General features: G+C 72.1%; 12 protein-coding genes. 10 read left to right on the top strand and 2 right to left on the bottom strand.

The annotated features are described in order from the left end of the window. The first annotated feature begins 36 nt into the window (after positions 1-36). The 3 genes from pruA (at position 37) to AC0ZLC_RS29935 (ending at position 2,739) form a co-directional block, all read left to right on the top strand. On the top strand, positions 37-1,668 hold the full coding sequence (gene pruA / locus AC0ZLC_RS29945) for an L-glutamate gamma-semialdehyde dehydrogenase (RefSeq protein WP_476755072.1): 1,632 nt from the start codon (positions 37-39) through the stop codon (positions 1,666-1,668). 122 nt (positions 1,669-1,790) lie between these two features. Beyond that, on the top strand, positions 1,791-2,330 hold the full coding sequence (locus tag AC0ZLC_RS29940) for a GNAT family N-acetyltransferase (protein WP_476755071.1): 540 nt from the start codon (positions 1,791-1,793) through the stop codon (positions 2,328-2,330). A 280-nt stretch (positions 2,331-2,610) separates the two neighbouring features. After that, positions 2,611-2,739 (top strand): hypothetical protein, encoded by a 129-nt coding sequence (locus AC0ZLC_RS29935; RefSeq protein WP_344392558.1) that lies wholly within the window; start codon positions 2,611-2,613, stop codon positions 2,737-2,739. 61 nt (positions 2,740-2,800) lie between these two features. Here AC0ZLC_RS29935 and AC0ZLC_RS29930 read toward each other — a convergent pair whose 3' ends face one another. Continuing rightward, positions 2,801-4,366, bottom strand: coding sequence for a purple acid phosphatase family protein (locus AC0ZLC_RS29930; protein WP_476755070.1), 1,566 nt, complete (start codon positions 4,364-4,366; stop codon positions 2,801-2,803). Between the two features lie 164 nt (positions 4,367-4,530). Between AC0ZLC_RS29930 and AC0ZLC_RS29925 the strand changes: the two genes are divergently transcribed. Together AC0ZLC_RS29925 and AC0ZLC_RS29920 are read left to right on the top strand one after the other, a co-directional pair. After that, positions 4,531-5,574, top strand: a complete 1,044-nt coding sequence (locus AC0ZLC_RS29925) for a 3-isopropylmalate dehydrogenase (RefSeq protein WP_476755069.1) — start codon at positions 4,531-4,533, stop codon at positions 5,572-5,574. A 249-nt stretch (positions 5,575-5,823) separates the two neighbouring features. Beyond that, positions 5,824-6,912: a branched-chain amino acid aminotransferase gene (locus tag AC0ZLC_RS29920; protein ID WP_476755068.1), complete on the top strand. Its 1,089-nt coding sequence runs from the start codon at positions 5,824-5,826 to the stop codon at positions 6,910-6,912. A 75-nt stretch (positions 6,913-6,987) separates the two neighbouring features. Here the strand turns inward: AC0ZLC_RS29920 and AC0ZLC_RS29915 are convergent, their stop codons facing one another. After that, complete coding sequence (locus tag AC0ZLC_RS29915; protein ID WP_476755067.1) at positions 6,988-8,421, bottom strand: cytosine permease; 1,434 nt, start codon at positions 8,419-8,421, stop codon at positions 6,988-6,990. Positions 8,422-8,599: 178 nt separating this feature from the next. Here AC0ZLC_RS29915 and ureA point away from each other — a divergent pair, with 178 nt between their 5' ends. From ureA to AC0ZLC_RS29890, 5 genes are all read left to right on the top strand, one after another. Continuing rightward, a complete protein-coding gene (gene ureA / locus AC0ZLC_RS29910; RefSeq protein WP_476755066.1) occupies positions 8,600-9,385 on the top strand; it encodes an urease subunit gamma in 786 nt (261 codons plus the stop codon). After that, entirely contained in the window at positions 9,382-11,079 is a 1,698-nt protein-coding gene (locus AC0ZLC_RS29905; RefSeq protein ID WP_476755065.1) for an urease subunit alpha, read from the top strand. The genes ureA and AC0ZLC_RS29905 overlap by 4 nt, the downstream gene beginning before the upstream one ends. 10 nt (positions 11,080-11,089) lie before the next feature. Continuing rightward, complete coding sequence (locus AC0ZLC_RS29900) at positions 11,090-12,127, top strand: agmatine deiminase family protein (RefSeq protein ID WP_476755064.1); 1,038 nt, start codon at positions 11,090-11,092, stop codon at positions 12,125-12,127. An 80-nt stretch (positions 12,128-12,207) separates the two neighbouring features. After that, on the top strand, positions 12,208-12,768 hold the full coding sequence (locus tag AC0ZLC_RS29895) for a TetR/AcrR family transcriptional regulator (RefSeq protein WP_476755135.1): 561 nt from the start codon (positions 12,208-12,210) through the stop codon (positions 12,766-12,768). 357 nt (positions 12,769-13,125) lie between these two features. Further along, positions 13,126-13,282: hypothetical protein (locus AC0ZLC_RS29890; RefSeq protein WP_476755134.1), on the top strand; the 157-nt coding region annotated here is incomplete at its 3' end.

The raw sequence follows: 13,282 nt of genomic DNA, 5'->3' as shown, positions 1-13,282 counted from the left end.
TTCGAACCACCTGCTCACTAAGGAGTTACGGAACCCATGGACGCTGTGACCCAGGTCCCCACCCCCGTCAACGAGCCGGTGCAGGGCTACGCCCCCGGCTCCCCGGAGCGCGCCCGCCTGGAGGCCAGGCTCAAGGAGCTGTCCGAGAACCCGATCGAGCTCCCGATGACCATCGGCGGCGAGAAGCGGCTCGGCGGCGGCGAGCGCTTCGAGGTCGTGCAGCCGCACAACCACAAGGCCGTCATCGGCACCGGCGCGCACGCCACCCGGCGGGACGCGCAGGACGCGATCGACGCCGCCCTCGCCGCCGCCCCGGCCTGGCGCGCGATGTCCTTCGACGACCGTGCCGCGATCATCCTGCGCGCCGCCGAGCTGCTGTCCGGCCCGTGGCGCGAGACCCTCGCCGCCTCCACGATGCTCGGCCAGTCGAAGACCGCCCAGCAGGCCGAGATCGACTGCCCCTGCGAGCTCGTCGACTTCTGGCGCTTCAACGTCAAGTACGCCCGGGACCTGCTCGCGGAGCAGCCCCCGGCCAACTCGCCGGGTGTCTGGAACCGCCTCGACCACCGCCCGCTCGAGGGCTTCGTCTACGCGATCACGCCGTTCAACTTCTCGGCGATCGCGGGCAACCTGCCGACCGCGCCCGCGCTGATGGGCAACGTCGTCGTGTGGAAGCCGTCCCCGACGCAGACCCACGCCGCCGTGCTGCTGATGCAGCTCCTGGAGGAGGCGGGCCTGCCCAAGGGCGTCATCAACCTCGTCACCGGCGACGGCGTCGAGGTCTCCAAGGTCGCCCTGGAGCACCGCGACCTCGCGGGCATCCACTTCACCGGCTCCACCAAGACCTTCCAGTACCTGTGGAGGACGGTCGGCAACAACATCGAGAAGTACCGCTCGTACCCGCGTCTGGTCGGCGAGACCGGCGGCAAGGACTTCCTGGTCGCGCACCCGAGCGCGGACCGCGCCGTCCTCAAGACCGCCCTGACCCGCGGTGCCTTCGAGTACCAGGGCCAGAAGTGCTCGGCGACCTCCCGCGCGTACCTCCCCGCCTCCATCTGGAACTCCGGCTTCAAGGAGGAGTTCGCGGCCGAGGTCGACTACCTGACCATGGGTGACGTCACCGACCTCGCCAACTTCGTGGGCGCCGTCATCGACGAGCGGTCCTTCGCCAAGAACAAGGCCGCCATCGACCGCGCCAAGGCGGACCCGGCCTGCACGATCGTCGCGGGCGGCTCGTACGACGACTCGGTCGGCTACTTCGTGCGCCCGACCGTCGTCGAGTGCACCGACCCGGAGAACGAGGTCTTCCGGACCGAGTACTTCGGCCCGTTCCTCGCCGTGTACGTCTACGAGGACGACCGGTACGACGAGATGCTGGCCCAGATGGAGTCGGTCTCGGACTACGCGCTCACCGGCGCGGTCATCTCCAACGACCGCGCGGCGGCCGCGTACACCATGGACAGGCTCCGCTACGCGGCGGGCAACTTCTACATCAACGACAAGTCGACCGGCGCCGTCGTCGGCCAGCAGCCCTTCGGCGGCGGCCGCGCGTCCGGCACCAACGACAAGGCCGGCGCCCCCCAGAACCTGATGCGCTGGACCCTGACCCGCGCCATCAAGGAGACGCTGGTCCCGCCGACCGACTACACGTACCCGCACATGGGCTGACCTCGGCCCCCGAGGTTCCGGGCCGGGAAGCCGCCGATCGCGGCTTCCCGGCCCGTGCGCGTCTTTCGGCCCGCGCGTTCCGCGGCGGTTGGTACGGCGGGGCCGCCGGGAATACTGGGGCGGTGGCCACCCGACTGCGTACCGCTCACACGGCGGAGCTCGCCCCCGCCGGACTCCGTGCCGTCCGCGCCCTCCTGGACGACGCCTTCGAGGGGAACTTCGACGACGAGGACTGGGACCACGGCCTCGGCGGCATCCACGCCCTCGTCCACGACGAACGGGGCCTCGCCGCCCACGGGTCCGTGATACAGCGGCGCGTCCTGCATCACGGGCGCTCCCTGCGCGTCGGCTACGTCGAGGCGGTCGGCGTGCGCCCCGACGTCCGCCGGACGGGCCTGGGCGGGCAGGTGATGGCGGCTCTCGAACGGGTCATCGACGGCGCGTACGCTCTCGGCGCGCTCTCCGCCAGCGACGACGGCGCCGCCCTCTACACGGCCCGGGGCTGGCAGGTCTGGCCCGGGCGGATCTGCGCGCTCGGGCCCGCGGGCGTGGTGCGCCTGGCCGAGGAGGAGGGCACCACCTTCCTGCGCCCCGCCGCCGCGGGTCCGCTCGACGCGGCGCACGAACTGGTCTTCGACTGGCGGGACGGCGACGTGCTGTGACGGCGGGCGCACCTCGGCCGGATCGCGTCGCCGCAGGTCACAGCCTCGGGGCCGTTCACCCGTCTCAGATAGTAGGAAGTCCGAGTAATTGTGGAGACAGAAGCGCGGTCCTCGCCTAGCTTGGTAGGAGCCGAACGTCTCGCTCGATCAAGCGAATGGCGGTCGTGAGCCGCGCCCCGTGCAGGCAACCCCTGCGGCACCGCTCCCCGCCCCTCCGGCGTCTCGTATCCCTCACCCCACCTTCCGGTTGTCATTTTCCGGAGGCAAGGAGCCGACCATCATGGCCGAGACGACCGTCCGCCGAGTCCGTCACGTTTCCCGTACCAGCGACTCCGACCGCAAGAACGCCGCCGCGGCACTCCAGCGCGCACTCGACCGCCGGGACAACGGCGGCGCGACGGGCCACTGACGCCCACTGATCCGCCGCCCACCTGCCGGGAGCCGCGCCCGCACGGGATGCGGCGCGGTGCTCAGGCACCGCGCCGCACCTCGAAGTGGTCGATCCGCTCGCCGCTCTGCGCCAGCGCCGAGACGCTGAGCCGGGGGGCGGGGCCGGTCTCGGCCTCCACCGAGAGGAACGAGTAGCCGGTGTACCGCACCCGCGACCACTCGACGCTGTCCGGCTTCCGCCGCTTCGCCTCGGTCCAGTGGAAGGTCTCGACGGACTCGCGGTCCCTCACCCTTCCCTCGTAGCTGTCCTTCACCCCCGCCGGGAAGCGGTAGAGGCTCTTGCCCGCCCCTCCCGCCGTGACGTAGACGATGCCGTCGCGGGTGGGGTCGGTCGTGGCGCCCACGGGAACCCGCCGGCCCACCGCCCCGTCCTTGATGGCGTCGGTCCGCTCGTAGACGTGGTTGTGCCCGTTGATCACCAGGTCCACCTGGTGCCTGGCGAACAGCGGCACCCAGGCGTCCCGCACCCCTCCGTCAGAGGCGTGCGTCGACGTGGAGTAGGCGCAGTGGTGGAAGAAGACCACGACGAAGTCGACCTGGCCGCGCAGCTCCCCGAGCCGCCGGTCGAGCCAGGCGGTCTGCCTGCCGTCCGAGTAGCCCAGGTTGGCGGGGATCTCGTACGACACGTCGTTGGCGTCCAGCGCGACGATGCCGACGTTGCCGTAGACGAACGAATAGACGCCCGGCGCCCGCTCCGCGTCGAAGCCGTTGCCGGGCAGCGACCAGCGCGCGGACTGGCCGCCGTAGCCGTTCGGCGAGTACCAGGCCTCCATGTCGTGGTTGCCGGTCGTCACCATCCACGGCACCGACCGGGCCACCGTCTCGGTCTGCTTCAGGAAGAGGTCCCAGGCGGCCGGGTCGTAGATGTCCGACTCCTCGCCGTGGCCGATCCCGTCCGCGTAGCAGATGTCGCCCGCGTGCAGGTGGAACGCCGGACCGCGGCCGAGGAGCACCTTGTCGTTGGCGAGGGCGTCGGGCGTGACGCCCTGGTCGCCGAAGGCCGTGAACACGAACTTCTCCGGGTGTGCGGGCGCCGTGCGGAAGCGGGCGACCGTCCCGTGGTGCTCTGTGCCGGCGGGGTCGAATCCCTCGTGGCCGACGCCGTAGTAGTACGTCGTCCCCGGGCGCAGCCGGTCGAGCGCCGCGTGCAGGTAGTACTGGTCCAGCGCGAGCCGCTGCCCGGCGACGCCCGGGGTGTGCAGGTCGCGCACCTCGGCCTCGATCCGCCGGCTCAGCGACCAGGGCGTCAACCCCACCCGGACGTACGGCTTCCTGACCGCGAACGGCACCTGCCAGGAAATCCGCATCTGGGTCTTCGGGTCCGCGCCGAAGGCGAGGTGGCGCCCGAACGGCGCCACGGCGGAGCCCGGAACCCGGCCGGTGGCCGGACGCGACGACGCGCCGGCCGTCCGCGGGCGGCTCCCGCTGTCCGGCGTGCATCCGGCGAGCAGCCCGCCGCCCGCGAACGCGCCCGCGCTCACCAGCGCGCGGCGCCGCGTGAGCCGCGCGCGCAGGTACTCGTGCTGCTCGGCCATGCTCATGCGGCGCGCGAGCTGCTCCGGGATGCCGACGTCAGGGGTGTCCATGCCGGTGAACTTCCCAGCACGGACCGACGACAGGCAGACGCACGGGTGAACGCAGTCTGACGAATACCCCCGCGGCGCATCCGCGCCCGAGTCCGCCACCACCCGCCGCGTCCGCATGGTGGACATCGCGTGTCATCCCATGGGACAAGGAGTACGGTGCCGTCATGTCTCGCAGCCTCAATCTCGCAGTGATTCCCGGTGACGGCATCGGCCAGGAGGTCGTGGCCCAGGGGCTGAAGGTGCTCTCCGCCGTCCTTCCGCAGGATGTGAAGCTGGAGACCAAGGAGTTCGACTTCGGCGCCCGGCGCTACCACGCCACCGGTGAGACCCTCACCGACGCCGACCTCGAAGCCCTGCAGAAGCACGACGCGATCCTGCTCGGCGCGATCGGCGACCCCTCGGTCCCGTCCGGCGTCCTGGAGCGGGGCTTCCTGCTCAAGCTCCGCTTCGCCTTCGACCATCACGTGAACCTGCGCCCCTCGAAGCTCCTGCCGGGTGTCGCCACCCCGCTGGCGGGACAGCCCGAGATCGACTTCGTCGTCGTCCGCGAAGGCACCGAGGGCCCCTACACGGGCAACGGCGGCACGATCCGCAAGGGCACCCCGCACGAGGTCGCCACCGAGGTCTCCGTCAACACCGCCTTCGGTGTCGAGCGCGTCGTGCGGGACGCCTTCGCCCGCGCCCAGGCCCGCCCGCGCAAGAAGCTCGCCCTCATCCACAAGAACAACGTGCTGACCTTCGCCGGTCACCTGTGGACGGACGTCTTCAACCGGGTGGCCGAGGAGTTCCCCGAGGTCACCACCGAGTACATGCACGTGGACGCGGCGACGATCTACCTGGTCACGCAGCCCGAGCGCTTCGACGTGATCGTCACCGACAACCTCTTCGGCGACATCATCACCGACCTCGCCGCGGCCGTCTCCGGCGGCATCGGCGTCGCCGCCTCCGGCAACATCAACCCGAGCGGCGCGTTCCCCTCGATGTTCGAGCCCGTGCACGGCTCGGCGCCCGACATCGCGGGCCAGGGCAAGGCCGACCCCAGCGCCACGGTCCTCTCCGTCGCCCTGCTGCTGCGCCACCTCGGCCACGAGGCCGAGGCCGCGCGGATCGAGGACGCGGTCGCCGGCGACCTCGCGGAGCGCGTCGGCGGACCCGAGCGCACGACCGAGGAAATCGGCGACGCCCTCGCCGTACGAGTAGCCGGCTGACCCCGCGCGCCACTCACTTCTGGAAGAGCCGCCGGGTCGCATCCGCACCCGGTGGCTTTTCTTATGCCCTCGCCGGGTGCCACCATCGAACCCTGGGCCGCATTCACTCCTTTTTCGTCCACGGCTCCGCACACGCGATAATCGAACGCGGAGCCGCGGAATGAGGGAATGCTCGGACGTCCTAGCACTGGCCACTGGCAGTACAGGCGTGAGCGCGGCCCGTCACACACAACCGGTGAAGGACAACTCATGACGACGCCCACCATCGAGCTCAAGCCCTCGGCCGCCCCCCTCTCCGAGGCGGAGCGCGAGGCCATCCTGGCCAACCCCGGGTTCGGCCGGCACTTCACCGACCACATGGTGACGATCCGGTGGACCGAGGGCCGCGGCTGGCACGACGGCCAGCTCGTGCCGTACGGCCCGCTCTCCCTCGACCCGGCGAACATGACCCTGCACTACGCGCAGGAGATCTTCGAGGGCCTGAAGGCGTACCGCCAGCCCGACGGTTCCGTCGCCACCTTCCGTCCCGAGATGAACGCCCGGCGCTTCCAGTCCTCCGCCCGCCGGCTCGGCATGCCCGAGCTGCCCGTCGAGACGTTCATCGAGGCCTGTGACGTCCTCGTCCAGCACGACCGGGCCTGGGTCCCGGCGCACGGCGGCGAGCAGTCCCTCTACCTGCGGCCGTTCATGATCGCGACCGAAGTCGGCCTCGGGGTGAAGCCCGCCAACGAGTACCTCTTCCTCGTCATCGCCTCGCCCGCCGGCGCGTACTTCGCCGGGGGCGTCAGGCCCGTCTCGATCTGGCTCTCCGAGGACCGCGTCCGCGCCGTCCCCGGCGGCATGGGCGACGCCAAGACCGGCGGCAACTACGCCGCGTCGCTGCTCGCGCAGGCCGAGGCGGCCGCGAAGGGCTGCGACCAGGTCGCCTACCTCGACGCCGTGGAGCACAAGTGGGTCGAGGAACTCGGCGGCATGAACCTGTACTTCGTGTACGGCGACAGGATCGTCACCCCCGAGCTGACCGGTTCCCTGCTCGCCGGTGTCACCCGCGACTCGCTGCTCACCGTCGCCCGTGACCTCGGCTACCGGGCGGAGGAGGGCCGCGTCTCCATCGACCAGTGGCAGCGCGACACGGAGAACGGCACCCTCACCGAGGTCTTCGCCTGCGGCACCGCCGCCGTGATCACCCCGGTCGGCACGGTCAAGCGCACCGGCACCGAGTGGCAGCAGTCGGGCGGTGAGCCGGGCGAGGTCACCCTGCGGCTGCGCGAGGCCCTCCTCGACATCCAGCGCGGCATCAACGAGGACAAGCACGGCTGGATGCACCCGCTGGGCTGAGCCCCCTCCTGCACCGCGAGAGCCCGCCCCGCCCGGGGCGGGCTCTCGCGTCTGACGGCGCGGACTCGGCACCCGTCACGGCGAGAGCGGGGCCGCCTCGCGCTCCGCGTCCGACGGGACCGGCGTCCGGGCGGCTCCCCGGGTCAGGGAGAGGTGGACGGCGCCGCCGACCGCCCCCGACAGCAGGAAGCTGCAGTCCACGCCGCCCGTCAGGGACAGCAGCGGACCCTCGTACGAGGGGAGCGAGACCGCCAGCACGCCGACGCAGGCGCCCAGCGCCCAGGCCGTGGTGGCCGGGATGTTCCAGCCGCCGCGGTACCAGTAGACGCCGCCCCGGGAGCGGCGGTTGAAGACCTGGAGGGCGTCCGGGTCGTAGACGCCGCGGCAGTGGACGAAACCGATCAGGGTGATGACGGCCCAGGGCGTGCCGATCGCGGTGAGCAGCAGCACGAAGGACGTCATCGCGTCCTGGGTGCTGGACGCGTAGTGGCCGGCGAAGACGCACGCGGTGGCGACCACCGCGACCGCGCAGGTGGCCCGGGCGCGTGAGGCGCGCGGCAGGATCGCGTCGAGGTCCAGGCCCATCGAGTAGAGCATCAGTCCCGCGTTGCCGACCGATCCCGCCGAGGCGGCGAGCAGCAGCGGCACCAGGTACCAGCCGGGGGAGGCCGCCACCAGCGGCCCGGCGTAGTCGAGGGCGGCGCGGGCGGCGTACGCCGTGAAGGTGCCGAAGAGCTGCGGGACCAGGAGGCCGGCGAGCAGGCCGAGCCAGGTGGCGCGCAGCACCGTGCGCGGGCTGTGGCGGGCGGGGGAGATGTAGCGGGTGTAGTCACCGAGCAGGGTGATGAAGGCGATGGGCCCTGACAGGCCCGCCGCGACCGCCGCCGGCAGCCACGTCGGCCAGAACGAGCCGAGCAGGTAGCCGCCGGTCTCCGGGAGCGCGGAGGTGGTGAAGTGCGGTGCGTACGCGACCACCCCGAGGACCAGCAGCGCGGTCATGCCGACGGCCAGTACGCGCGACCTCGCGAGGAGCACGCGGTAGCCGTACACCGCGCCCGCCACCGTCGCCGCGGCCAGGAGCGCGTAGACCACGGCGTACGAGGCCTCCGTCGCCGGCAGCCCGGACAGCCGGTGCAGGACGCTCACCATCACGTCGCCGCCGATCCAGACGGTCAGCGCGGTGTAGCCGAGGGCCAGCAGCAGGCCCACGACCGAGCCGACCAGCCGGCCGCGGACGCCGAACTGGGCGCCCGAAGATGTGGAGAGGTTCGTCGCGGTGCGCAGGGACACCAGGGCGAGCGGGGCCGTGACCGCCGTGCCGACGACGGTGCCCGCCACGACCGAGCTGACCGACGCCCACCAGCCGAGGCCGAAGGACGGCGGCAGCCAGCCGAAGACGATCACGCCGAGGCACAGGTTGGACCCGAGCAGGATCGAGACGAGGTCGCGGGGTCCGCTGGTGCGTTCCTCGTCGGGGATGGTGTCGACTCCGTGCCGTTCCATCGGCATGGCTGGTCTCCTTCGATCGGCCGCCCTTGTGCACACCCAGGGATTTGAGTGGCGTTCAATGTGACGCGTTCCTGGCCAGCCCGTCAATGCCCATCAATGCTTCCGTTGCCTTATCTGCACGGCTAGGCTGTGGTTAGAGTGATGCTCTAAATGGTGGAAGGCAAGGAGGTGTCGCGTCGTGAGACTGACCCCCACCGAACGTGACCGGCTGCTGCTCTTCGGGGCCGCCGAACTGGCACGGGCCCGCCGGGCCCGGGGCCTGAGGCTCAACGTCCCGGAGGCGACCGCCCTCATCGCCGACACCGTCTGCGAGGCGGCCCGCGACGGACGCCGGCTCGCCGAGGCGATCGCGGCGGCGCGTGCGGTGCTCGGGCCCGACGACGTCCTGCCGGGCGTGGCCGACGTCGTCACCGAGGTGCACGTCGAGGCCGTCTTCGACGACGGCTCACGGCTCGCGGTGGTGAGCGACCCCGTCGGCGGGGGGCTGGGCGAGCACGCGCCGGGCGCGCTGCTGCCGGGTCCCGGGCACGCCGAGCCCGGGGCCGCCGTCCGGCTCACGGTCACCAACACCGCGACGGTCCCGGTCTCCGTCACCTCGCACTTCCACTTCTTCGAGGCCAACCCGCGGCTCGACTTCGACCGGTCCGCGGCGTACGGGATGCGGCTCGCGGTGCCCGCGGGCTCGTCGGTGCGGTTCGGACCCGGCGAGAGCACCGGGGTCGGCCTGCTGCCGATCGGCGGCGAGCGCGTCGCGATCGGGTTCGCGGGCCTGGTGGACGGACCGCTGGACGCGCCGGGAGCCCGGCAGGAGGCCCTCCGCCGGGCCGCCGCCTGCGGCTACCTCGGCGCCGGACCGGCCGGCGCGCCCGGACCGGCCGACGAGAGCGGGGCGGGCGCGCCCGCCCGGCCCGCCGAATCCGCCCGCCCCGGCGCACCGCGCACGACCGAAGGAGACGGACGATGAGCAGCGGCATCGACCCCCACGCGTACGCCGCGACCCACGGGCCGAGGGCCGGGGACCGCGTCCGGCTCGGCGACTCGGGACTGACGGTCCGGATCGAGTCGGACGCCCAGAAGTACGGGGACGAGTTCCTGGCCGGCTTCGGGAAGACCGCCCGCGACGGACTGCACCTGAAGGCCGCCGCCGTCCGCGACACCTGCGACGTCGTGATCAGCAACGTCGTCGTGATCGACGCGGCCCAGGGCATCCGGAAGGTCTCCATAGGCATCCGCGAGGGCCGGATCCGCTCGATCGGGCGGGCGGGGAACCCGGACACCCTCGACGGCGTGGACGTCGTGGTCGGCACGGGCACGTCGATCGTGTCGGGCGAGGGGCTCATCGCGACCGCGGGCGCCGTCGACACGCACGTGCACCTGCTGTCGCCGCGCATCATGGAGGCCTCCCTCGCCTCCGGTGTCACCACGGTCATCGGCCAGGAGTTCGGGCCCGTGTGGGGCGTGGGTGTCAACTCGCCCTGGGCGCTGCGGCACGCCTTCGGCGCCTTCGACGCCTGGCCGGTCAACGTCGGCTTCCTCGGCCGGGGTTCCTCCTCGGACGCGGCACCCCTCGTCGAGGCGCTGGCCGAGGGCGGCGCGTCCGGCTTCAAGGTCCACGAGGACATGGGCGCCCACACCCGGGCACTGGACACGGCGCTGCGGGTCGCCGAGGAGCACGACGTCCAGGTGGCCCTGCACAGCGACGGGCTGAACGAGTGCCTGTCGGTCGAGGACACCCTGCGGGTCCTGGACGGACGCACCATCCACGCCTTCCACATCGAGGGCTGCGGCGGCGGTCACGTGCCGAACGTCCTGAAGATGGCGGGCGTCCCGAACGTCATCGGTTCCTCCACCAACCCCACCCTGCCCTTCGGCCGGGACGCGGTCGCCGAGCACTACGGGATGATCGTCTCCGTCCACGACCTGAAGACCGACCTGCCCGGCGACGCCGCGATGGCCCGCGACCGGATCAGGGCCGGCACCATGGGCGCCGAGGACGTGCTGCACGACCTGGGCGCGATCGGCATCACCTCGTCGGACGCGCAGGGCATGGGCCGGGCCGGCGAGACGGTACGCCGCACCTTCGCGATGGCCGGGAAGATGAAGGCCGAGCTGGGCCCCCTCGACGGCGGCGCGGACACCGGCGACGACAACGCGCGCGTCCTGCGCTACCTGGCCAAGCTGACGATCAACCCGGCCGTCGCGCACGGGCTCGCCCACGAGGTCGGCTCCATCGAGGTCGGCAAGCTCGCCGACATCGTCCTGTGGCGCCCCGAGTACTTCGGCGCCAAACCGCAGCTCGTGCTCAAGTCCGGCTTCCCCGCGTACGGCGTCGTCGGCGACCCGAACGCCGCGACCGACACCTGCGAACCCCTCGTCCTCGGGCCGCAGTTCGGGGCGTACGGCGCGACGCCCGCCGACATCTCCGTCGCCTTCGTCGCGCAGGCCGCCGTGGACCTGGGCAAGGACCTGATGCCCACCCGGCGGCGCCGGGTCGCCGTGCGCGGCACCCGCGGCATCGGCCCCGCCGACCTGCACCTCAACTCCCGTACCGGAGCCGTCGACGTCGACCAGCGCACCGGTCTCGTCACCCTCGACGGCGACCCGCTGCGCTCCGAGCCGGCCGACTCCGTCTCCCTCAACCGCCTGTACTTCCTCTAAGGACCCCCCCATGTCTGCTGCCGCCGACGGTTTCCGCATGCCCGCAGAGTGGGCCCCGCACGAACGCACCTGGATGGCGTGGCCGGGCCCCAACCCCACCTTCGACGACCCGGAGGGCCTCGCCGGGGCCCGCCGCGCGTGGGCCGACGTGGCGCACGCCGTCCGCCGCTTCGAGCCGGTGACGGTGGTGTGCGGGCCGGGCCGGTCGGCCGGGGCGCGCGAACTCCTTGGCCCCGGGGTCGAGGTGGTCGAGCGGGAGCTAGACGACGCGTGGATGCGCGACATCGGCCCCACCTTCCTCACCGACGGGAAGGGCCAACTGGCCGCAGTGGACTGGACGTTCAACGGCTGGGGCGCCCAGGACTGGGCCCGCTGGGAGCACGACGGCAAGGCCGCCGCGTACGTCTCCGATCTGGCCGGGGCCCGTACGTACGCCTCGAAGCTGGTCAACGAGGGCGGCGCGATCCACGTCGACGGTGAGGGAACCGTCCTGCTGACCGAGACCGTGCAGCTCGGCCCCGAGCGCAACCCGCACTGGACGCGCGAGGAGGTCGAGGCGGAGATCCACGCCCAGCTCGGCACCCGCAAGGCGATCTGGCTGCCCCGCGGGCTGACCGGCGACTATCCCCCCCACGGCTTCGGCACGCTCGGGCACGTCGACATCGTGGCCGCCTTCGCACGGCCCGGTGTCGTCGTGGCGCACTCCCAGCCGGACCCGGCGCACCCCGACCACGAGGTCGGCAAGGAGATCGCCGGGCTGCTCAGGGGACAGACCGACGCGCGTGGCCGCCGGCTGGAGGTCGTCGAGGTCCCCGCCCCGACGGTGCTGGAGGCCGACGGGCACTGGGCCGACTACTCGTACATCAACCACTACCTCTGCAACGGCGGTGTGGTGCTGTGCGGCTTCGACGACCCCCGGGACGAGATCGCCGCCGGGATCTTCCGGCGGCTGTTCCCGGAGCGGACGGTGACGCTGGTGGACGCCCGTACGATCTTCTCCGGGGGCGGTGGCATCCACTGCATCACCCAGCAGCAGCCGAGGGTCTGAACCGGGAGTCGCACGTGGCCGGGAGCCGCACACCGCGCAGGAGGAACGCGCCTGCGCGCGAGGACGTGCTGGCGACCGCCATGGACATGATCGCCGAGCGCGGGCTTGAGCAGCTCACCATGGCGGCGCTCGGCCGCGAGGTCGGGATGAGCAGCGGCCATCTCCTCTACTACTTCCGCTCCAAGGACGAACTGCTGCTGCGGACCCTGGAATGGAGCGAGGGGCGCCTCGGCACCGAGCGCGGCCGGCTGCTCGCCGCGCGCGGCACGGCCCGGGAACGTCTCGACGCGTACGTCGACCTGTACGTGCCCGACGGACACCGCGACCCGCACTGGACGCTGTGGCTGGAGGTCTGGAACCGCTCGCAGAACGCCGACGAGGAGGCCCGCGACCGGCAGGCCGCCATCGAGGGCGCCTGGCACCGCGACCTGGTGGCGCTGCTCGCCGAGGGCGTCTCGCGGGGCGAGTTCCGCCGGGTCGACCCGGACCGCTTCGCCACACGGCTGCGGTCCCTGCTCGACGGGTTCTCCATCCATGTGGCGATCGGGCTGCGCGGCACGGACCGCGGGCAGGTCCTGGACCACGTCCGGGAGTTCCTCGACGAGTCGCTCGGCGAGGCCGCGCCGGGGCGGGAGTCCTGAGGGCGGGCGGCGGTCCTGAGCGCGGGCGGTGGCCGGAAGCGGTCGCCGGGACGGAACGTCCGGCCCGCATCCTGAGACACCCCTGAGCGCGGGGGCCCCGCTGTGCCAGACTGCTTCCGTGCTCTCGTTCGCCATGATTATTGGCAGCAGGCGCGCCGGTCCGCAGTGACCGCCACGTACCACCACGTACGGGCGGGCACCGTCGTCTCGACCCGCGCGCAGACCTCTCGCACCCGCGAGAGGTTTTTCGTTTTCCCGGCGCCCACCACCCGCCGGGAAGAGAGCGCGAGGGATCATTGGGGGACGGTGGAGCCGGTCATTCCGGTAGACCGAGATCCGATACAGGAGCCAGAGACCATGACGGAAACCAGCGAACTCGACGATTCGTTCCACGTCTTCGACACGACGCTGCGCGACGGCGCGCAGCGTGAGGGCATCAACCTCACGGTCGCGGACAAGCTGGCCATCGCACGGCACCTGGACGACTTCGGCGTCGGCTTCATCGAGGGCGGCT

This window comes from Streptomyces sp. GLSS-08, from assembly GCF_056387915.1.
The sequence above is the reverse complement of the archived record's forward strand: the minus strand, read 5'-3'. Positions and strand labels throughout refer to the sequence as shown.